General features: G+C 50.1%; 23 protein-coding genes. 11 read left to right on the forward strand and 12 right to left on the reverse strand.

The features are described from left to right. Nucleotides 1-102: 102 nt before the first annotated feature. On the reverse strand, nt 103-942 hold the full coding sequence (locus B0F88_RS05855) for an outer membrane protein assembly factor BamD (protein WP_104423015.1): 840 nt from the start codon (nt 940-942) through the stop codon (nt 103-105). A 120-nt stretch (nt 943-1062) separates the two neighbouring features. On the opposite strand from B0F88_RS05855, the gene rluD reads away from it, so the two are divergent. Genes rluD through B0F88_RS05870 form a run of 3 tightly spaced genes read left to right on the forward strand, consistent with a single transcriptional unit; the run spans nt 1063 to nt 3560 of the window. Then, on the forward strand, nt 1063-2007 hold the full coding sequence (rluD, locus tag B0F88_RS05860) for a 23S rRNA pseudouridine(1911/1915/1917) synthase RluD (RefSeq protein WP_104423016.1): 945 nt from the start codon (nt 1063-1065) through the stop codon (nt 2005-2007). Then, on the forward strand, nt 1994-2731 hold the full coding sequence (pgeF, locus tag B0F88_RS05865; protein WP_104423017.1) for a peptidoglycan editing factor PgeF: 738 nt from the start codon (nt 1994-1996) through the stop codon (nt 2729-2731). Before rluD ends, pgeF begins: the two co-directional genes overlap by 14 nt. A gap of 4 nt (nt 2732-2735) precedes the next feature. Continuing rightward, nucleotides 2736-3560 carry a ZIP family metal transporter gene (locus tag B0F88_RS05870; protein WP_104423018.1) on the forward strand — a complete coding sequence of 275 codons (825 nt, stop codon included), beginning with the start codon at nt 2736-2738 and terminating at the stop codon, nt 3558-3560. Nucleotides 3561-3679: 119 nt separating this feature from the next. On the opposite strand, the gene B0F88_RS05875 is transcribed toward B0F88_RS05870, so the two are convergent. The 5 genes from B0F88_RS05875 to B0F88_RS05895 form a co-directional block, all read right to left on the reverse strand. Continuing rightward, a complete protein-coding gene (locus tag B0F88_RS05875; protein ID WP_104423019.1) occupies nt 3680-3877 on the reverse strand; it encodes a DUF4160 domain-containing protein in 198 nt (65 codons plus the stop codon). A gap of 5 nt (nt 3878-3882) precedes the next feature. Continuing rightward, nucleotides 3883-5391: an RNA-directed DNA polymerase gene (locus B0F88_RS05880; RefSeq protein WP_104423020.1), complete on the reverse strand. Its 1509-nt coding sequence runs from the start codon at nt 5389-5391 to the stop codon at nt 3883-3885. Between the two features lie 90 nt (nt 5392-5481). Continuing rightward, complete coding sequence (locus B0F88_RS05885; protein ID WP_104423021.1) at nt 5482-5874, reverse strand: HepT-like ribonuclease domain-containing protein; 393 nt, start codon at nt 5872-5874, stop codon at nt 5482-5484. Continuing rightward, nucleotides 5871-6137 (reverse strand): nucleotidyltransferase family protein, encoded by a 267-nt coding sequence (locus B0F88_RS05890; protein ID WP_445641278.1) that lies wholly within the window; start codon nt 6135-6137, stop codon nt 5871-5873. Before B0F88_RS05890 ends, B0F88_RS05885 begins: the two co-directional genes overlap by 4 nt. 91 nt (nt 6138-6228) lie before the next feature. Beyond that, the gene (locus B0F88_RS05895; protein ID WP_104423023.1) at nt 6229-7863 is read right to left on the reverse strand and encodes an alpha-D-glucose phosphate-specific phosphoglucomutase; all 1635 of its coding nucleotides are present in this window, start codon (nt 7861-7863) and stop codon (nt 6229-6231) included. A 73-nt stretch (nt 7864-7936) separates the two neighbouring features. Between B0F88_RS05895 and B0F88_RS05900 the strand changes: the two genes are divergently transcribed. The 5 genes from B0F88_RS05900 (at nt 7937) to lspA (ending at nt 13285) form a co-directional block, all read left to right on the forward strand. Beyond that, entirely contained in the window at nt 7937-8479 is a 543-nt protein-coding gene (locus B0F88_RS05900; RefSeq protein ID WP_104423024.1) for a L,D-transpeptidase family protein, read from the forward strand. An 84-nt stretch (nt 8480-8563) separates the two neighbouring features. Then, nucleotides 8564-8842: an Lpp/OprI family alanine-zipper lipoprotein gene (locus tag B0F88_RS05905; RefSeq protein ID WP_104423025.1), complete on the forward strand. Its 279-nt coding sequence runs from the start codon at nt 8564-8566 to the stop codon at nt 8840-8842. A 141-nt stretch (nt 8843-8983) separates the two neighbouring features. Then, nucleotides 8984-9961 carry a bifunctional riboflavin kinase/FAD synthetase gene (gene ribF, locus B0F88_RS05910; RefSeq protein ID WP_104423026.1) on the forward strand — a complete coding sequence of 326 codons (978 nt, stop codon included), beginning with the start codon at nt 8984-8986 and terminating at the stop codon, nt 9959-9961. A gap of 11 nt (nt 9962-9972) precedes the next feature. Continuing rightward, the gene (gene ileS, locus B0F88_RS05915; protein ID WP_104423027.1) at nt 9973-12804 is read left to right on the forward strand and encodes an isoleucine--tRNA ligase; all 2832 of its coding nucleotides are present in this window, start codon (nt 9973-9975) and stop codon (nt 12802-12804) included. A gap of 7 nt (nt 12805-12811) precedes the next feature. Next, a complete protein-coding gene (lspA, locus tag B0F88_RS05920; RefSeq protein WP_181049852.1) occupies nt 12812-13285 on the forward strand; it encodes a signal peptidase II in 474 nt (157 codons plus the stop codon). Nucleotides 13286-13417: 132 nt separating this feature from the next. Here the strand turns inward: lspA and ampD are convergent, their stop codons facing one another. After that, nucleotides 13418-13960 (reverse strand): 1,6-anhydro-N-acetylmuramyl-L-alanine amidase AmpD, encoded by a 543-nt coding sequence (ampD, locus tag B0F88_RS05925; protein WP_104423028.1) that lies wholly within the window; start codon nt 13958-13960, stop codon nt 13418-13420. A 76-nt stretch (nt 13961-14036) separates the two neighbouring features. Here ampD and B0F88_RS05930 point away from each other — a divergent pair, with 76 nt between their 5' ends. The 3 genes from B0F88_RS05930 to B0F88_RS05940 are packed head-to-tail and all read left to right on the forward strand — an operon-like array spanning nt 14037 to nt 15707. Beyond that, nucleotides 14037-14402, forward strand: a complete 366-nt coding sequence (locus tag B0F88_RS05930) for a DUF1631 family protein (RefSeq protein WP_104423029.1) — start codon at nt 14037-14039, stop codon at nt 14400-14402. Between the two features lie 14 nt (nt 14403-14416). After that, nucleotides 14417-15229, forward strand: coding sequence for a carboxylating nicotinate-nucleotide diphosphorylase (gene nadC, locus B0F88_RS05935; protein WP_374953573.1), 813 nt, complete (start codon nt 14417-14419; stop codon nt 15227-15229). A gap of 1 nt (nt 15230) precedes the next feature. Continuing rightward, complete coding sequence (locus tag B0F88_RS05940) at nt 15231-15707, forward strand: flavin reductase family protein (protein WP_104423031.1); 477 nt, start codon at nt 15231-15233, stop codon at nt 15705-15707. 202 nt (nt 15708-15909) lie between these two features. Here the strand turns inward: B0F88_RS05940 and B0F88_RS05945 are convergent, their stop codons facing one another. The 5 genes from B0F88_RS05945 to B0F88_RS05965 are packed head-to-tail and all read right to left on the reverse strand — an operon-like array spanning nt 15910 to nt 20818. After that, complete coding sequence (locus B0F88_RS05945; protein WP_181049846.1) at nt 15910-17307, reverse strand: FAD-binding oxidoreductase; 1398 nt, start codon at nt 17305-17307, stop codon at nt 15910-15912. Then, nucleotides 17300-17872, reverse strand: coding sequence for a BON domain-containing protein (locus B0F88_RS05950; protein WP_104423032.1), 573 nt, complete (start codon nt 17870-17872; stop codon nt 17300-17302). The genes B0F88_RS05945 and B0F88_RS05950 overlap by 8 nt, the downstream gene beginning before the upstream one ends. A gap of 51 nt (nt 17873-17923) precedes the next feature. Next, nucleotides 17924-18511, reverse strand: a complete 588-nt coding sequence (locus B0F88_RS05955) for an SIS domain-containing protein (protein WP_104423033.1) — start codon at nt 18509-18511, stop codon at nt 17924-17926. 53 nt (nt 18512-18564) lie between these two features. Next, a complete protein-coding gene (locus tag B0F88_RS05960; protein ID WP_104423034.1) occupies nt 18565-18936 on the reverse strand; it encodes a YraN family protein in 372 nt (123 codons plus the stop codon). Next, the gene (locus B0F88_RS05965) at nt 18923-20818 is read right to left on the reverse strand and encodes a penicillin-binding protein activator (RefSeq protein WP_104423035.1); all 1896 of its coding nucleotides are present in this window, start codon (nt 20816-20818) and stop codon (nt 18923-18925) included. Before B0F88_RS05965 ends, B0F88_RS05960 begins: the two co-directional genes overlap by 14 nt. Between the last annotated feature and the right edge of the window lie 23 nt (nt 20819-20841).

Genomic DNA, 20841 nt, shown 5'->3' on the forward strand with positions numbered 1-20841 from the left:
TTTAGCCTTTAGCCTTTAGCCTTTAGCCTTTAGCCTTTAGCCTTTAGCCTTTAGCCTTTAGCCTTTAGCCTTTAGCCTTTAGCCTTTAGCCTTTAGCCCGTCCTATTTTTCCAAGCCGATAAAATCCCAAACCTGATGCGAAAAGGTTGAATCTTTATGTTCGGGAACCGGCGGGCCGTTTGGGTAGTTTAGCTCGTAGACCCGGGCGGTATCTTTGGCAAGATCCGGCAGTTCAAGCTTGTTGTAGGCTTCCTGCATGATTTGCAACGCATAGGGAACCGCAGGCGTGCGCTGGTACTTGTCAACGACGGTAGACGCCCTGTTGATGGCCGCAACATAAGCCTTGCGTTTCATGTAAAAACGGGCGACGTGGACTTCATACATCGCCAGATTGTTTTTAAGCGCAATCATGCGTTGCTGGGCGTCGGCGACATATTTGCTGTTTGGGAATCGACGCAGAAGTTCGGAAAAATTGTCATAGGCATCGCGTGCGGTGCCGGGATCGCGCTGCGACGTATCGGTGGGCAGGAAGCGATCGATAAAGCCTATGCCGCGATTGTAATTGACCAAGCCTTTTAAATAATAAGCATAATCGACGCTGGAGCTGCGCGGGTTGACTTTGATAAAACGGTCTGCGGCGGCGATTGCGGCTTCAGGATCGCTGTTTTTATAATAGGCATAAGCAACATCGAGCTGGGCCTGGGCGGATTCTTCGCCGAAAGGGTAGCGGGATTCAAGCGCTTCGTAGATCTTGATGGCTTTTTCGTAATTGCCGCTATCCAGCGCCGTTTTAGCCTGGCTGCGAAACTTTTCCGCATTCCAGTCGGCATACTCGTCTTCGGTGTCCGATTCGCTGGAGCCGAGGCTCTTAAGCGTCTCACAGCCTTGAAGAGACAGGCCTAAACAACAGATAAATAAAAATTTAATTAAAATTAATCGCATAGTGCTAACGACACGCTGTAATATAAGGGGTTTTTCTCGCTGGATTTAACTGCGATACTTGAGATGGCTTGAGAATCCCGCGAGTATAACTTAACAATGGGTTAATCAGAAGAACTTGTTATGACAAGATTAACGGCGGAAGTGCCATTTGAAATGGCCGGCATGCGATTAGATCAGGTGCTGGCGGAACTGTTTACGGATTATTCACGCAGCAAATTGCAGACTTGGGTTAAAGCCGGCAGGGTGCAGGTCAACGGCTTGGCGCTCAAACCCAAAGATAAGCTGGACGGCGGTGAAGTGATAACGCTGGATGCCGAGCCGGAAGTCGTAGTGACATCCGAAGCCGAAGAAATCCCGTTGGATATTATTTATGAAGATGAAAGCATCTTGATTGTGAACAAACCGGCAGGCTTGGTTGTGCATCCGGCGGTAGGGAACTGGAACGGTACGCTGCTGAACGCCCTGCTGAATCACGATCCCAATCTGGAAACCTTGCCCAGGGCGGGCATTGTGCATAGGATCGATAAGGAAACCAGCGGCCTGCTGATGATTGCAAAAACCTTGCAAGCCCATAACAGCCTGACCGAGCAACTACAGGATAGGGATATTACCCGAGAATATCTGGCGATTACCCGAGGCCGCATGACCGCAGGCGGCACCGTCGATGAACCGATCGGCAGGCATCCTACCGACCGCAAACGCTATGCGGTCAGGGAGAACGGCAAGCATGCGGTGACCCATTACCGGGTTGGTCGGCGTTTTACCCGTCATACCCTGGTTCAGGTTAAGCTGGAAACCGGTCGCACCCATCAGATCAGGGTGCATATGGCGCACATCCGTTTTCCGCTGCTGGGCGATCAAGTCTATGGCGGACGTTTTCAAATGCCGCCGGATTGCAGCGAACGGTTGGAAAAAGAATTACGCAGTTTCAAGCGTCAGGCCCTGCATGCGGCAAAATTGGGTTTGCGGCATCCGGTTACCGATGAATATCTTGAGTGGGAGCAACCGCTGCCGGAGGATATGACCCGGTTGCTGGAAGCGCTGGCGGAAAATGAACGGGATTAAGCACTGGCTGACACCGGACTGGCCTGCACCGGCCAATGTTCATGCGGCGACCACATTGCGTAACGGCGGGGTCAGTTGCGGCGCTTACACCAGCCTTAATCCTGCCATGCATGTGGGCGATGACGTCGGCGTGGTTAAGCAAAACCGGCAGACCATTAAAGAATGGCTGGGCTTGCCTGGCGATCCGGTTTGGCTGGAGCAAATCCACAGCAATCGGGCGGTGCCTGCGGTAACAACCGAATCTTTGCAACAAGCCGATGCCAGTTATACTGCGGAGTCCGGGGTTGTTTGCGCGGTGTTGACCGCGGACTGTTTGCCGTTGCTGGTCTGCGCGGCTGACGGCAGCTGGGTGGCCGCGATTCATGCCGGGTGGCGGGGCTTGTTGGCCGGGGTGATCGGCAATACGGTTAGTGCAATGCAAAATAGCGATCTGCTGGTTTGGCTGGGGCCTGCAATCGGCCCGGACTGTTTTGAAGTCGGCGGCGAGGTACGGGATGCTTTTTTGCAGAAATCGGCCGCATTCAGCACTGCTTTTAAGCCGCAAAACAACGGCAAGTGGCTGGCTGACATCTACCAACTGGCCCGTATTGATCTGGCTATGATGGGGCTGAATATAAAAGTTTACGGCGGCGGTTTTTGCACCGTTACCGAACAGGAACGGTTTTATTCCTATCGCCGGGATAAACAAACAGGGCGTATGGCTACGCTGATTTGGAGAGAATAAAGTAGTGGATTTACTGATATTAATTATCATCTTTACGGCGGTTGGCGGCGTGTTAAGCGTTATGGCGGCTGCAATTTTTCTGTTGTTACCGGATCATCGCAGGAATGCGGTGTTGCCGCACGGCATCAGTTTTGCGATAGGCGCATTACTGGCGGTCGCTTTTTGGGGACTGATTCCCGAGGCATTTTCAGAAATCAAGCCGGAGCGGTTTCAATCGTTGTCAGGGACAATTCTGGCAGGCGTGCTCGGTTTTTTTGTGTTGGAAAAGTTGCTGATCTGGCGGCATTGCCATTCCGGCAGTTGCGAGGCCCACGGCGATGAGGAGGAACACGATCATGATCACGGGCATAGCCACAGTCATAGTTCGGCTAAGTCGGCCGGTGCATTGATTATTCTCGGCGACAGCATCCACAATTTTGTCGATGGGGTTTTAATCGCGGCAGCGTTCTTGACCGATGTGCAATTAGGCATAGTCACCAGTCTGGCCGTTGCGGCGCATGAAATTCCGCAGGAAGTGGGCGATTTTGCAATTTTGCTGCACAGCGGCTATTCCAAAAGCAAGGCGCTTTTTTACAATATGTTCGCCAGCTTAACCACGGTTTTGGGCGGCGTGTTGGCGTATTTCGGCTTGGAAGATTTGCATGACAGCCTACCGTATTTCCTGGCGCTGGCGGCCTCAAGTTTTATTTATATCGCAGTAGCCGATTTGATACCGTCATTGCATAAAAAGACCGACATGAAAACATCGTTGCAGCAGATTGCCTTGATTGCGATGGGGGTGTTGTTGATTTGTTCGTTGCATGGCATTGCGCATAATATGGAAGTTTAGGGCGAAAGGCATGGAGCTTGTAGGGCGGTTGTTTCGCGGCACGAGTGCATGGATGCAGGAGGTAGAGCAACGCAGGAGCAGTTGCCGAGTAAACCGCCAATCATTGCACAATGCCAATGTCAGTTTTGCATAGTTGTGGTGGATTGCCTGCGGCGAATCCACCTTACAGCGTTCGATTTCATGTTGTCCTTTAGCATGTTTCCGTCGAAGTCGAACAAGCCTCTTTGCCCTTGATATTCAGCATGAAAATGTGGAGGGTTATGTTCGTTATAGAACATCCTGATTATAATACCAAAGAACATCGACACATAAGGCATTTGGGTTAAGGGTATTTTTCTTCAAATAAAGAAATCTCATCGATTTCAATAATAGGTTTAATTTTATTTAACCTATCGGCATCGATTATTGCAGTATTGCAAACAATGCCTTTTAGCTCTTCAATTAACCAATCCGACTCCCATAAAATATCATTTTTAACTGAGTTAGGTTGGGAAACAATTTCACATAAAGGTTCTTTGAACTGAGTTTCGTTAAACACATTACTAGCTATTGAAATTCTTTGTAACCAAATATCAATTAATCCCGTATTTGGTATAGTATCAAATCGTTTTTTTACTTTGTTAAAAATAGTAGTTTTATTGTTCTCATCCAAATGTGATATTAGTTTGCTTAAAATTGCAGCAACATTTTGATAGGTTGATGGATTTTTATACGCAATGTCAGAAGCGATAGATATTAAAACGGCAATATCCTCTTTAATATTTTTTTTCTTATGTAGTCGTTTATAAAAAAGTAATAGTTCTTTTTTAACACTACCAGAATTAGGGTGCAGCCCCGAAAGCTTATGGATAAACATAAGTTGTTTTTGCAATCCTCTGTGTCGCATAGAATTATTTAAAATAAACCATTTGTCGGGCTTAATTGATTCTTTAATTAAATTATCGGAAATCACAGTTTTGTCTGCATTAAGTTTCATTCCTAAGCTAGCGAGAACCTCTGATAGAACTTTTAATACTCTCAAGCTGTCGGATTCGTTTTGAGTAAATATCCGGTAATCATCTCTATATCTAATAACTTTGTAATCTAAGCTATGTAGCTTAATGTAACAATTTAAATCTATATAACTAAGTACGATTTCAGCTAAAAAATCCATTAGAACACTGCCTTGTGGGATGCCATTCGTTTGTCCAAAAGACATATCTCGCAAAATGGTGTCAACTTTATTGCCAATCAGACAATTACCTTTCTCGTTCTTTGCTCTTTTTTTGCCATGTACAGCCCATGGAATTGAATGGGTATAAATTGAGCCATAACAGTCAGCAATATCGGCATGAATAATGCAGGAAAAATCTATAGACATTTTTAATGATACTTGCTCAATTTCCTGCCACCAAGTATTTACCTGAGTAGCTTTATCAGACTCACTTGAAAGAGATACCCTTGGTAAGCTTTTGCACTCGATACGGCTATTAACTTTTTTAGATATAGCATTTAATCTATTTTTGATTAATGTCCAGTTATTAGGATTGGTTGTTTGATGGGCAAGCGATACATACAATGCTGGATGAATAAGCTTCAATGGTCGCCATGAGAAGCGCCCATCTTTATTCGATAGCAAAGTGTGATTGATATTTTCATGATTTGAAGGCTTGTTTTTCTTACTTTGATAAATACTATCAAATGCCTTGTTCGCAATTTTTTTTGATAGTGAATTAATTAAAATTTGGAAATTAATGTAATTTGGCAAGTCAATATTGCAATAACTGTCATTTTTCAAAAAAAATGATCTAGCTTCTTTTGCGCTCAGGTCTAATATAGATTTGCTTTTCACTAAATAAACAACCTAAAAGGTATTGGATTTGCATGATAGGTAGATCGAGCAGCTTCTTCTCGTTGCCCGATTGTAGGCTGCGTACCCACATTACTCGGACTTATCAGTGCCGTGGACATCATTTCTTTCATCACCGGCATTTTTAAGAATATCGGGCAATCTTTCCAGTAGTTGCGGCAATGCCGTCTGCACCGTATCCCAAACTACTTCAAGGTTAATTTCGAAATAGCCATGCGCGATGCGGTTACGCATGCCCTTCATGCTTCGCCAAGGTATGTCGGGATGCAGGTCGAGGAATTGCTCGTAGTCCTTGAGCAATTTGGTGGCAGCCTCGCCAATGATGACGAGATTTAAAATCACCGCTTGTTGAGTCCGCTTATCGGCAAGGAAGTCATTCTTATCCAGCCCTTCTGTATACTCGCATGCCTGCTGTGCGGCTTCGAGCATATGCTCTAAATAGTCGGGAAGACGGTTTTCATTCATATCAAGCGGGCTTCGGCAAGCACCTGATCGCGGAACTTCGGCGGCAGATCGCCGGGCGTCCGCAAATCGACCGTAACGCCAAGCAGTTCTTCCAGTTCAATTTGCAGGCCGCCAAGGTCGAATAAGGTGGTGCCGGGTAATGCATCCACCAGCAAATCAAGGTCGCTGCCGTCCCGGTCGTCTCCATGCAGCACAGAACCGAACACGCGAGGGTTTGCCGTGTGGAAGCGGTTCGCCGCCTCGCGCACTGCATTTCGTTTCAAGTCAAGCGCAATGGAGGGTCTCATAAGTTAAACATATCTGCCTAGATACAAGTACGCAAACAATTTGCGGTTATGTTAAAAAACACTGCCGTCAAGTCACCACGTCCGGCTCAGTTCTGCCGGTACGTTTTTTAACTTCACAAAACTGCTCGGCAAGGCCGATCAACTCCGCCAAGGCCACTTGCGCATCCTGATTATGTTTGGACGCATCCGGTTCAAATCGCTCCAGGTAGATTCTTAAGGTTGCGCCGACGGTTCCGGTTCCCGATAAACGGAAGATAATGCGGGAGCCGTTTTCAAAGCCGATGCGAATGCCTTGCTTGCTGCTGACGCTGCCGTCTACCGAGTCCTCGTAACTGAACTCGTCGGCGTATTTGACCGTGTATTCGCCGAATGTTTGCCCCGGCAATGCAGGTAGCTGGGATCGCAAGTGCTCGACGATGCCATTGGCACTATCCATGTCCACGGCTTCATAGTCGTGCCTGCAATAAATATCCCGGCCGAATTTTTGCCAGTGCTCATGCACGATGTCGGCAACGGACTGGCGTTTCCTGGCGATTAAGTTCAGCCAGAACAGCACGGCCCATAAGCCGTCTTTTTCGCGGACATGATCCGAGCCGGTGCCGAAACTTTCTTCGCCGCACAGGGTGATTTTCCCGGCGTCCAGCAGGTTGCCGAAAAATTTCCAGCCGGTCGGCGTTTCGTAGCAGGGGATGTTGTAGTAGGCGGCGACGCGGTCAACCGCCTGGCTGGTGGGCATGGAGCGGGCCACGCCGCGCAAGCCTTGGGCATAAGCCGGGATTAAATGCGCGTTGGCGGCCATAATGGCCAAGCTGTCGCTGGGTGTTACGAAAATGTTGCTGCCGGTAATCATGTTGCGGTCGCCGTCGCCGTCGGATGCGGCGCCGAAAACAGGCGCAGCCGGGCTGAACATGCGTTCGGCAAGTTCCTGGGCGTGCGCCAAATTGGGATCGGGATGATGGCCGCCGAAATCTTCCAGCGGTTCGGCATTAATGACTGAGTCCGGCGTCGCGCCGAGCATGTCGACGAGTATTCTTTTTGCATAAGGGCCGGTAATAGCATGCATCGCGTCGAAAAGCAGCGTGATATAGCCTGAGCCGATGCTTTGTTTAAGCAAATTGAAGTCGAAAATGGATTGCATCAGTTCGGCGTAATCAGCCACCGGATCGATGACGGTGACGCTCAGGTCGTCTATTTGGCAGGTGTCGATGCGATCCAGGTCTATATCGTCGATATGGGCTGTTTTATAGCTGTCTAAGCTTAAGCTGCGCTGATAAAAAGCGTTGGTGTCTTTTTCCGGGGCAGGGCCGCCGTTACCGACATTATATTTAATGCCGAAATCTTCGTCAGGGCCGCCGGGATTGTGGCTGGCGGAAAGAATCAGGCCGCCGAATGCGTTATATTTTCTGATGATATGCGATGCCGCGGGGGTAGACAGCAGCCCGCCTTGACCTATAATAAGTTTACCGAAACCGTTGGCTGCGGCTATCTTGATGATGATTTGTATGGCCGGTCTGTTAAAATACCGCCCGTCTCCGCCCAATACCAGCGTCTTTCCGGTAAAATCATGCAAAGAATCGAAAATTGACTGGACAAAATTTTCCAGGTAACCGGGTTGCTGAAATACTCTAACTTTTTTTCTGAGCCCCGACGTCCCTGGGTTTTGGTCGTTGTATGGATGCGTGGTGATGGTTTCTATTTGCATGTTGGATCCTTAATTCGACAATTAACCTGGTGGACTAAAGTACACCAAAATTCTTATCTAGTGTAGATCAATTATGTTGCGAATTTATTTATTGCTGTGTTGTGGATTTTTTTCTGTTGCTGCGGTTGCGGACGATGATGTCTGGCTTTTAGTGGATACGAAAGCCCTCACTATCGATGTAAAAAAAGGTGAGCAGACGCTTGAAACCATAAATGGTATCGCCATTGGCCGAGGAGGCGCCGGATTTAAACGTCATCAGGGCGATAACGTCACGCCTTTCGGCAGTTACCGGATAGGCTGGGTTGGTGAAAAAAGTAATTTCAGGAAGTTTTTCGGCTTGACTTATCCGTCCGCAGAAGATGCTCAAAAGGCCTTGGAGCAGGGGGTCATTAATCGGGGGGCTTATAACAGCATTGTGACGGCTCATCGGTTCCATCAAGTGCCGCCGCAAAATACGCCTTTAGGTGGACGAATCGGCATTCACGGCTTGGGGCGAGCGGACGAAAAAATTCATAAATCAATGAATTGGACGCATGGTTGTATTGCGTTGACTAACGGCCAGATTGATCATTTGAGTCAATGGCTGGACAAAGGAATGCTGGTAAAAATAAAATAAAACTGGAAAATAATTTAAAAACAGTGCAGAATTAAATTTGGTAAGGTTTTTTTTGTAGTAATAACTTTAGAAAAGGAAAATAAGATGAAAAAAGTAATGAAATTGTCAATGGTTGCTCTGGTTGCTAGCTTGGTTGTTGGTTGCGCAAGCACTTCAGACGTTGAAAACTTACAATCACAAATTGATGGATTGAAAACTTCTGTTGCACAAGCATCTGCTGATGCAGCTAGCGCAAAAAGCGCTGCTGATTCTGCTTCTGCTCAAGCTGCTTCTGCTGAAGCTGCTGCTAACCGTGCAGCTCAGTATGCTCAAGACACAAACAGCAAACTGGACAGCATGTTCAAAAAATCAATGATGAAATAAATCATCGCTGATTTGAAAAATAAAAAGCCCGGTGGGATTCCACCGGGCTTTTTTTTTGAGCGGACGATTCAGTTGTGATGAATTGAGTCCAAGCACTGTTTACCCGTGGTAGAATAAAACCTTTTTTAATTCATCACATTCATGCGTCTGATTAGAGGATTATCTCGTTTAGCGCCGTTGGAAAACGGCTGTGTACTGACGATTGGAAATTTTGACGGCCTGCATTTGGGGCATAGGGCCGTGATAAAAAAACTGGCCGAACGAGGCGAGGCATTGGGTTTGCCTGTCGTTGTTATGACCTTTGAACCGCAGCCGTTGGAGTATTTTCTCGGAGAGAACGCACCGTCACGGTTGATGCGCTTGCGGGAGAAAGTGATCCGGTTTTCTAAATTGCCCGTTGATGATTTATTGATATTACGATTTAATCAACAATTTGCCGATTGCGATGCCGAGCAGTTTATTGAGGATGTTTTAGTAAAAAGATTGAATATAAAGCATCTGGTGGTCGGGGATGATTTTCACTTCGGCAAGGCCAGGCGCGGGAATTTCGCGATGCTCAAGGATAAGGGCAAGCTATCCGGTTTTGATGTCGAAGATACCGGCTCTTATCAAGTAACCGGGCTTCGAGTCAGCAGTACCCTGATCAGGGACGCGTTGGGCGAGGGTAATTTGGCTTTGGCTGAAAAATTGCTCGGTTGCTGTTATTCTGTTTGCGGACGCGTGGAGCATGGCGACAAACGCGGACGAACCATCGGCTATCCCACCGCCAATATACAAATGTTTAGAAAAAACACCCCCGTTAACGGCGTGTTTGCCGTGACCATGACCGGTATTGATGGACGCGAGTTTGACGGTGTTGCGAATGTAGGCACCCGGCCCACGGTTGATGGTGGTTCAAAGGTTATACTGGAAGCGCATTTGTTCGATTTTGATAGAGAAATTTACGGACGTTATGTGGAAGTGCATTTCAAGCAAAAGATTAGGGATGAAATGCGCTTTCAGTCACTGGATGAGCTTAAAGCCCAAATTGTAAAAGATGCGGCTGAAGCTAAGGCTGCGCTTTGCTCCCCGCACGCTTCCAGCATACACGCCATCCCTGGTGATACAGATTTTTGCTGAGATTAATTGTTATGACGATGGATTATAAAAAAACACTGAATTTACCCAACACCGCGTTCCCTATGAAAGGCAATCTGGCTCAGCGCGAGCCGGAACAGTTGAAAAAATGGAACCAAGCCGACCTGTATAACAAAATCAGGCAGGAATTTGCAGGACGCCCCAAGTTTATCCTGCATGACGGTCCTCCTTATGCTAATGGCGAAATTCATATCGGCCATGCGGTCAACAAGGTGTTGAAAGACATCATCGTTAAATCGAAATCGTTAAGCGGTTTCGATGTGCCTTATGTGCCGGGCTGGGATTGTCACGGCTTGCCGATTGAGTTGCAGGTAGAGAAAAAAATCGGCAAAGCCGGCGTTAAAGTCTCCCCTGCGGTTTTCCGCAAAGCCTGTCGCGAATATGCCGGCAAGCAGGTCAACATACAAAAAGAGGCTTTTATCCGGTTGGGTATTTTAGGCGATTGGGAGCATCCGTACTTAACGATGGATTTCGCCTTTGAAGCCGACATCGTGCGCTCGTTGGGCAGAATCAGCCAAAACGGCCACATAACAAAAGGCGCCAAGCCCGTGCATTGGTGTACCGATTGCGGTTCGGCGCTGGCTGAAGCGGAAGTCGAGTACGAAGACAAACATTCGCCTGCGGTCGATGTGCGTTTCCAGGTCGTCGATGAAGCCGGATTTTTGAGCCGGTGTCATCATGCGCCTGAGCATGACGGTTCCGGGCCGTTATCGGTCGTCATCTGGACCACCACGCCGTGGACGTTGCCGGCAAACCAGGGCGTTGCGTTAAATCCCGAGCTGGAATATTCAGTCGTGCAATGCGAAAAAGACGGCAACAAAGAGCGTCTAGTCGTTGCAGAAGCATTGCTAAAGGACGCGATGCTGCGTTATGACATCGAAAATTACCATGTGATTGCTTACTGCAAAGGCTCCGAGCTGGAGCATCAATTATTGCAACATCCTTTTTACGACCGGCAAGTCCCGATCATTCTGGGCGATCATGTCACCACCGAGGCCGGTACCGGAGCGGTGCATACAGCGCCTGGGCACGGCCAGGACGATTATGTGGTCGGCTTGAAATACGGCTTGCCGGTCGATAACCCGGTCGGCAACGACGGCGTTTTTCTGCCGAACACGGAAATCTTTGCCGGTGAACATGTGTTCAACGCCAATGCCCATGTGTTGGAAGTGCTGGAGCAAAAAGGCAAGCTGCTGCATCATGTCGCGATACTGCACAGCTATCCGCATTGCTGGCGGCATAAAACCCCGATTATTTTTAGAGCCACGCCGCAGTGGTTCATCTCGATGGATAAAAACAAGCTGCGCGAGCAGGCGCTGAGCGAAGTCAAACGCGTCGCCTGGATTCCCGAATGGGGCCAGGCGCGCATTGAAAGCATGATGGAAGGCAGGCCGGACTGGTGCGTTTCCCGTCAGCGCACTTGGGGCGTGCCGATCGCGTTTTTCGTCCATAAGGAAACCGGCGAATTGCATCCGCGCACGGCCGAATTGGTTGAGCAGGTGGCGCAGCGCATCGAACAGCAAGGTATAGAAGCCTGGTTCGAACTGGGAGCGGCCGAATTGCTGGGCGATGAAGCCGAGCATTATGAAAAAATGACCGATACCTTGGATGTCTGGTTCGACTCCGGCGTGACCCATGCCTGCGTGTTGGACAAGCGAGAACAACTGCATTTTCCGGCCGATTTGTATCTGGAAGGCTCCGATCAGCATCGCGGTTGGTTCCAGTCGTCATTGCTGGCTTCGGTCGCGATGAAAGAGGTTGCGCCCTACAAAGCCGTATTGACGCACGGGTTTACCGTCGATGCCGAGGGCAAGAAAATGTCCAAATCCAAGGGCAACGTGGTCGCGCCGCAATCGGTCATGAAGAACCTGGGCGCGGATGTGTTGCGTTTATGGGTCGCAGCGACCGATTATCGCGGCGAGATGAGCGTGTCGGATGAAATCCTTAACCGCACCTCGGACGGCTACAGACGCCTTAGAAATACCGCGCGTTTTTTGTTGTCCAACCTGAACGATTTCGATCCGGCGCAACATGCGGTTGCGGATAAAGATCTGCTGGCGTTGGATCGTTGGGTGGTGGACAGGGCGTACACCTTGCAGGAGGAAGTCAAAGCCGCTTACGAAACCTACCAGTTCCAGCATATCTATCAGAAAGTCCACCATTTTTGCGTGATCGATCTCGGCGGGTTTTACCTGGACATCATCAAGGATCGCCAATACACCGCAAAAGCCGACGGTTTGGCGCGGCGCTCGGCGCAAACAGCCATGTATCATGTGCTTGAAGCGCTGACGCGTTGGCTGGCGCCGATCATCAGCTATACCGCCGATGAAATCTGGCAATACCTGCCGGGCGAGCGTAGCGAGTCGGTGTTTTTGGAAACTTGGTATCAAGGCTTGACCAAGCTGGATGACGATTCAGTTTTGAACCGCGAGTTTTGGCAAAAAATCATGGCGGTCAGGGCCGCTGTCGGCAAAGAGCTGGAAAAAAGCAGGGCCAAAGGCGATATCGGTTCCTCGCTGAATGCGGAAATCGAACTGTACTGCAATGCCGAGTTTTTCGATGCCTTAAGCCACTTGTCGGACGAACTGCGTTTTATCTTCATTACATCCAATGCCTCGGTCATGGCTGAGCAGGATGCCCCTGAAGACGCTATTCAGACTGAAATTGACGGCGTTAAATTAAAAGTCGTCGTTTCCGAACATGAAAAATGCGTGCGCTGCTGGCATCAACGGCCTGATGTGGGCAAAACAGCGGAACACCCCGAACTGTGCGGCCGTTGCGTGGAAAACGTAGCGGGCGATGGCGAGCATCGGCAATATGCGTGATAAGGTTATGTTGAAATGGCTGTGGCTGTCACTGCTGGCGGTTATTCTGGATCAGGCCAGCAAGCTTGCCGTAGCGGGTTCGATGCAGCTTTTTGAATCCATCGAGATCATGCCGTTTTTTAGGTTGACCTATGTGCACAATACCGGCGCGGCCTTCAGTTTTCTCAGCGAAGCGGGCGGTTGGCAGCGTTGGTTCTTCGCCGGATTGGCTGTGGCGATCAGTGCGGTTATCGCGGTTTGGCTGGCCCGTTTGAAAAAACACGAGACCTTGCTCGCGGTGGCTTTGGCGCTGGTTCTGGGCGGCGCTGTCGGCAATTTGATCGACCGGCTGGCTTACGGCTATGTGATCGACTTTTTGGATGTTTATTACGAGTCCTGGCACTGGCCCGCATTCAATATCGCCGACTCTGCCATTACCTTGGGCGTGATGTTAATGCTGGCGGAGTCGTTCGGCTTGGGACATTCGAAAGAACCGGTTTAATAAGCTTAAAGAATTAACACCACGAAGACATGAAAAAATAAACTTCGTGTCTCGGCAATTGCTCCTGCTTTGCTCTACCTCCTGCATCCATGCAGTCGTTCGTGGTGCATAAAAAGTCGTCTATGGGTAAGGCTATTTCAACAGCCCTAAAAGCCTTTGCCAGTCAAAAGATGCGCCCGGATCGGTTTTTCGTCCGGGCGCAATGTCGCTATGTCCCGCAAGGCGCTGTGCCGATAGTTTGGGATAAGCTTCAAGCAAGGCGCGGATCACCTTGGCGAGCTGTACATATTGCTGGTCGGTATAGGCGGCAAATTCGGTGCCTTCCAGCTCGATACCGATAGAAAAATCATTGCACCGTTCCCGGCCTTCATATTCGGACTTCCCCGCATGCCAGGCGCGTTTGTCGAACGGCACATACTGAACACAACTCCCATCGCGCTTAATCAGTAAATGTGCGGACACTTCGAGCTGATAAATCTCTTTAAAATAGGGATGGTCGTCAGGATTAAGCTGATTGCAAAACAGCCGGTCTATATAATCGTTGCCGAACTCGCCGGGCGGAAGACTGATGCAGTGAATAACTAGCAATGAAATATCCGCAGGATCAGGTCGGTCATCAAAGTTGGGTGACGGGGTTCGGGGAATGCCGGCTAGCCAGTGTCGGTCTATTTTCATGGGGTAAGCAAGGGAGTATAAAACGGAAAGAAAACAGCGCCTATTATTAGCCGAAACCCCACTCGGGGACTAGGCTATGACTCATTTATTTTTAAACGAAACCGGATATATTGCCGTGGACGAGCTGATTGTCAGCGCGATGCATCCGGCAGACGGCAATGCAAGAAAGCAGGTATTAAAACTTTTGCCGGGCTTGATTGCAGAATTAAGAAAGGGCTTGAAACAGATTGCCTGCGATAAACCGGCGCAGCCGCGTTTTTTTAAGGATCTTGCTGTACGGATACATTATCCTAATCGACAAAAAGGAAAAAACGGCGTGAAAATAACTGAGATTCAAGCGAGCCAATTGGCGGAAGAACTGCGGCGAGGACAAGCCGCTATTGTTAAGATTAACGAGAAAACGCTCACCGAGCGAGGGCTCTCAGAATTGATGGGCTTATGACGGAACACATAAAAATGATAGAAATAAAATCTTTCCTCGAAGAAGACATCGGTTCCGGCGATATAACCGCTGCAATCATCCCTGAATCGATGACGGCTGAAGCCGAAGTCGTTACGCGCGAAGACATGGTGCTCTGCGGTCAGGCGTGGTTCGATGCGGTATTTAAATCGCTGGATGCAAACGTCAATATCAACTGGCTGGCTGCTGAAGGCGAGGCGGTCGGTAAAAACACGCTGCTATGCAAACTCGACGGCCCGGCCAGAGCTTTGCTGAGCGGCGAACGCACCGCGCTCAATTTGTTGCAAACCTTGTCGGCGACGGCAACGGTCGCCAGGCAATACGCCGATGCGGTTTCCGGCACGGGTTGCAAAGTGTTGGATACCCGAAAAACCATTCCTGGCCTTAGAAATGCGCAAAAATATGCGGTAGCCTGCGGCGGTTGTTATAACCATCGGATCGGCTTATACGACGGGGTGTTGATCAAGGAAAATCACATCATAGCGGCAGGCTCGATAGGCTTGGCGATCCGGGCCGCGCGCGAGCTGACTTCGGCTCCTGTCGAAGTGGAGGTTGAATCGATGCAGGAATTTATCGAAGCCGTCGCGGCAAAGCCGGACCGGATCATGCTGGACAACTTCAGTCTTGAGGATATGGCGGCGGCGGTCAAACTAAACGCCGGGGCCATAGAGCTTGAGGCTTCCGGCAATATCGGCCTGGACAATATCAGGGTGATTGCCGAAACCGGCGTCGATTATATTTCGATCGGCGCCTTAACCAAGCATGTCCGGGCGGTCGATTTGTCGATGCGCATCAAGCTGGTGCATTGAGATGATTGAAAATATCGAGTCATTGGTCAAACGGATCAGTCACGGCGTTTATGTGATCGGTGTCGGGGTTGGCGAGCGCCAAAATGCCTTTACTGCGGCCTGGGTGATGCAGGTGTCTTTCGATCCGTTATTGCTGGCGATCAGCATTAATCCCGAGCATTATTCTTATCAATTGATGCAGGAAAGCGGCGTTTGTACGGTTAATGTTTTGGGGCAGGATCAGTATGCAATCGCGGAGCATTTCGGCCGGTCCGCACCGGACAAGATGGCAGGATTTCAATGGCGGCAAGCCGAAACCGGCGCGCCGGTTTTATCCGAAAGTTTGGCTTATTTTGACTGTCGAGTCAGCCATTATGCCGATGCCGGCGATCATAAAATCGCCGTTTGCAAAGTGGTCGCTGCGGCAACGCTTAATCAGGGGCGGCCATTGTTGTACAGCCAGACCGGCGACATGGACGGCAGCAGCGAACTATATTAATCGCCGGTTAAAAAATAGAACACGGATGACACCGATTAGACGGAACTAAACGGGTTTAATTTGTTGGCTCCCCTGAAGCTGGGCCGATCTGAGGTTAATCCGTTCGTGGTGAGCTTGTCGAACCATGAATGGATTAACCGTCTAAATGGGAAACTATTTTTATCTGTGAATATCGGTTAAATCCGTGTTCCATTAATCCCAGTTACACCAGCGGAAACATTTTATCGGGGTTGAGTATGCCGTTCGGATCGAATTGGCGCTTGATGGCCCGCATCAGTTCCAAAGAATTCGCATCCAGTTCCCGGTCGACAAAATCCCGTTTTTCCAGGCCTACGCCATGCTCGCCGGACAGTGTGCCGTTTAGAGCCAATACCAACGAAAAGATCTCGTCCAGGCAGGCGTGGGCTTTTTTGCCTTGCTCCGGCTCATCGGGATCGAGCAATAAATTGACATGGATGTTGCCGTTGCCCGCGTGGCCGAAGTTGATAATGGGCAGGTCGTATTTTTTTGACAGCTCGCCCAGTCCGGCTATCAGTGCAGGCATTTCGGTAACCGGTACCACCACATCTTCATTGATTTTCTTCGGCGCGACCTTGCGTAACGCCGGGGACAGCGCTTTCCGGGTTTGCCACAGCGCTTTGACTTCGGCGTCGGTTTTAGCCAGACGGATGTCCAAAAGGCCGTCGTTTTTGGCGGCGGCGGCCACTTTTTCGGCCGCCGTATCCAGGCCTTCCAATTGCCCGTCGACTTCGATCATCAGCATCGCCCCTGCATGCTCGGGCAGGTCGGATTCCGAATACTGCCGGATCATGTTGATCGCATTGCCGTCGATGAATTCCAGCGCACAGGGGATGACCGGCTGCGACATGATCGCGGAAACGGCTTTGGCCGCATCGAAAACGGAATTGTAGATGGCCCTGAGCGTCTTGGTGGCTTCCGGCAGCGGCGTCAGTTTTAACGTCGCCTGGGTAATAATCGCCAGTGTGCCTTCCGAGCCGAGTATCAGCCGGGTCAGGTCATAGCCGACCACGCCTTTGCTGGTATGAACGCCGACGCGGATTTCCTTGCCGGCGCCGGTCACGGCGCGCAGCCCCAAGGTGTTTTCCCTGGGGGTGCCGTATTTTACCGCCCTGGGTCCTGCGGAGTTATAGGCCAGATTGCCGCCGACGCTACAGAACGCCGCGCTGGTCGGATCGGGCGGCCAGAAAAAGCCCCGCTCTTTGGCGATGTCCTGCACCTGCTGGTTGGTCATGCCCGGTTCCACGATCATGTAGCGGTTATCGGGGGAAAATTCGACCAGCTTGTTCATCCGTTCCAGCGATACGATCAGCCCGCTTTTAAGCGGCGTGGTCGCGCCGGTGGTGCCGGTGCCGCGGCCTCGGGCGGTCAGAGCAACCTTGAACCGGTTGCAGGCGTTAACGGCGCTGACGACTTGTTCATGCGTGGTGGGGAAAACCACGGCTTGAGGCAAGACATGGCGGCGGCTGTTGTCGTAGCCGTATGTCCAGCAGTCTTCAGGCGCAGTTAAAATATCTTCGGCGGCAAAAGACTCGGCCAGTAAAGATAGGAAGTCGGCAGGTAAAGGGGCAATATTAGTCAAGGTATTCAAAGACCGTAATGATTTGTTTTACATCGGATTGATGTCTGGCCGCTTCGATGGCCGCGGCGCCTTCATTTCTATGCACCAGTCCCATCAGGTAAACCGTGCGTTTTTCGGTAATGACTTTTACCCAGGATGAGTCGAAGCCGGGTATTTGCGTCAACGCAGTTTTTACCCTGCCGGTGATCAGCGCGTCATTGGCGCGGAAATTAAGCGGGCTGGGATTGGCGATAACCAGCTTGTTATGCACTCGTTTTACGTTGGGAATGACGCGAACGTTGTCGATAATCAGATCGCTCCATTCCTCTTTGGGCGCTTCGCCGGTGACCAGTACCGCGCCGTTGTACGAGGTTATATTGAAGTGGCATTTTTCGCGCAAGTTGTAATAGGTATTCAGTTTGGCGCTCGCATTCGCTTCAATAGTCTCGTCGGTCAAAATAGCGTCGCGGGTGCGACGGTCATTTAGCAGTGATAAGCCGGTTATTTCGGCGCCGCCCGCCTTAATCGCCGAACATCCCGAAATAAACAGGGTATGTATTGCCAACAGTAATAAAAGTTTTTTCATGTCTCGGCAATTGCTCTCGGCATTGCTCTACCTCCTGTGTCCATACAGTCGTTAACCGCCAAATAATTGATGGTCGATCAAGTCGCACAGGCAATGGGTAATCAATGTATGTGCTTCCTGAATGTGTGCGCCGGAGTCTGACGGCACGCGGATTTCTATATCGGTTTCATTGAGCAAGGGCGCTATCATGCCGCCATTATTGCCGGTCAGGGCGACGATGCTGATGTCTTTATCGTGGGCCGTGGTGACCGCTTTGGCGATGTTCGCCGAATTATTGCCGTCGGTGTAAACGACCAATATATCGCCGCTTTGTCCCAAGGCTCTGAGCTGTTTGGCGAAAACATCGTCGAAATGATAGTCGTTGGCTATCGCGGTGATGGTGGTTGCGTCGGTGGTCAACGCGATGGCGGGCAACGATGGCCGATCGCGTTCGTATTGGTTAAGCATCGCCGATGACAGCAATTGGGCGACGGTCGCCGAACGGCCATTGCCGCAAGTGATTATTTTCTTATCATTCAGCAAGGTTGCGACTAACCGTTGCGAGGCAAACTCGATCAGTTCGCCGAGTCCGGTCAGTGTATCTTGCTGGATTTGGATGCTATCTGAAAAATGATTAATTATGCGATTTTGTAGGCTCATAGCAAAAGATTATAAAGGCTATCAACTTAGCCCGCGACACTTTTCAAATTCAGTTATGCCGGAAATGCATTTTGTATCCAGTTGATGCCGCCATTGCCGGAAATGGCGACTACATCAAAACGGATAGGGCGGTCGGTTTTTTGGGTGGAAAGGTAAACATGCGTTGCTGCGATGATGCGGGATTGTTTGGCGGGAGTGATGCTTTCGGCTGCGCTGCCGTATTTGTCGGTTTTGCGGAAGCGGACTTCGATGATAACCAGCGTTTGTTTATCGGTCATGATTAAATCGAGCTCGCCCTGTTTGCAGCGGAAATTCCGGTTAACCGGTTTGAGTCCCTGATTAATCAAGAAGTTGTGGGCTTGTTCCTCGGCGCTTTCACCGCGAATCAGATGTGCGGCTTTGGTCTTGAGCTTAGTAAGCAGCATGGTCGGTCAAGTTTTCCGGGTGAGGCTTTTGCGCTTTATTTGCTGCCGGTTCGGCATGAGTGGGAAAACCGCTTATTTCAGGCCGACCGTCCACAAATCTGGCGCATACCAGTGCGCGCTTGATGCGTTGGTCGGCGGTCAGTGACAGGTTGCCGGTTGCGCCGGGATAGGGATTGCCGTTCAGGTTATTCACGCGTGTGGTCAGGTTGTATGCATCAATACCCATCGCAATCAGGCGTAAATACGTGCTGGGAAATTGCTTCCAGGTTTCTTTTAGCGCATCCATGCCGAGTTCTCCGGGGTAGGCTTTATTGAATAACCAGGGGATGTCGCAAAAAGTTATTTTATTAAGGTCGGTATCCAGCGATGCGTTGGCCTGTCCCGTGTAAACGGTGGGCATCGCATAAACCGGGAGGTCGCCGGCCTGATAAAACTGTAGCTGGGGATTGATGGAACGAGCCTCAGCGCTATAGGCGCTTAATAATATAGCGTCGGCGTCCTGCCGTTTTCTCGGCGTGTATTTTACGGAGGGTATCAACGTAAGGATTTTACGGTAACGCTGTTCGCTTTCATCCAGGTTGAGCAGTTTTTGAATCGGTGCTGAAAAGTCGGTTTCTTTCGGGTTAAAGCTCTGGGTTTCCAGGATGGTTCCGCCCTGAGCCTGCCAGTCTTCCGTTAAATAATTGGCGATACGTTTCCCCTGTGCGTTTTCAGGGGCCAGCAGCAGTGCTTTCCGGTGTCCGTCCTCCCAGGCTTTACGGGTGATTTGGTCGGTGTCGTCCAACGGGCTTAGGCTAAATTGGTAGAGCTGGTTTTTTTGCAGATCGGGAATATGATTTAATGCCAGCACGGGTATGGTCAATGCAACGGTATCGGCAAGGCTTTGAAGCTGCTCTTTAGCCAGCGGACCGATGACTAACTGGGCGCCTTCCGCGACAGCTTGATGATATAAGGCTTGCGGTGTCGATTGTTCGGTGTCGTAAAAGCGGATGGCGGGTTGTTTTGACTGGCTGTTCGCCCGGTCGTAGGCGGCCATAAAGCCGGTGCGGATGGCTTCGGCGGCTTTGACAAAGGCGCCTGATTCGGGCAACAACAGTGCGATTATTTGGGTTTGTGAGTACGCATTTTCGGCTGCGTTTTGGGGGCGATCCAAGAAACTTAAGTCGGCTGGGTGTGCGGGAAAGTTTGCGCGCCATTGGCTTATTTGGCTATTAAAATCGGGTTGGTTTATATATTTCAAAATATTGGCTAAAGACATCCAGCCGGCCAAAGTATCTGTTCGGCTGGTTTGCAAGGCGGTGTCAGGCAGCAGACGCAATGCTTCAAGGATGGCGGCCTGGTTTTTTTCGCGTTCCGCAGGGGATGTTATTAACGGGTGCAGTTCAATTCTGGATTTGGCGCCTTCAAGCAGATTGTCTGTTAACGAGTAGGCAAAGGCCTGTGATTGAAAGTATTTGATTTGGTTGTCAGGGCTGAGCTGTTGCGGTTGAATCAGCGCCAGACTCTCAATGGCCTGTTCAGCCTCGCCAAAGCTGAGCAGGATCTGGGCATAAAGAAGACTGAGTTGAGCGCGCTGTTCGGGCGGCAGATCGGCGGGATTGATCGTATCGGCAGCCTGCTTTGCGTTATATCCGTCGCCGGACTGGATTAAGGATTCGACATTCTGCAGACGTTGCTGATTCTGTTCTATCAGCGTTGGGGTTGCCGGATACTGGTATAATTCAGTCATTTTTCCCGGCTGATCGTTTGTTATCAGAGGCTGCGTCACCAGCGCTTCCTGCTCAGGCAAGGCGCTGCTTGCAGGCGTGGGTGCGCAACCGGAAAAGAACAATAGGCCGGGAAGCAGCGCGCATAATAATGGCGGCGTATAGTTGGGTCGCATCTTTAAATGAAGGCTTTTCAAGT

Source organism: Methylobacter tundripaludum, assembly GCF_002934365.1.
Lineage (GTDB): Bacteria > Pseudomonadota > Gammaproteobacteria > Methylococcales > Methylomonadaceae > Methylobacter_A > Methylobacter_A tundripaludum_A.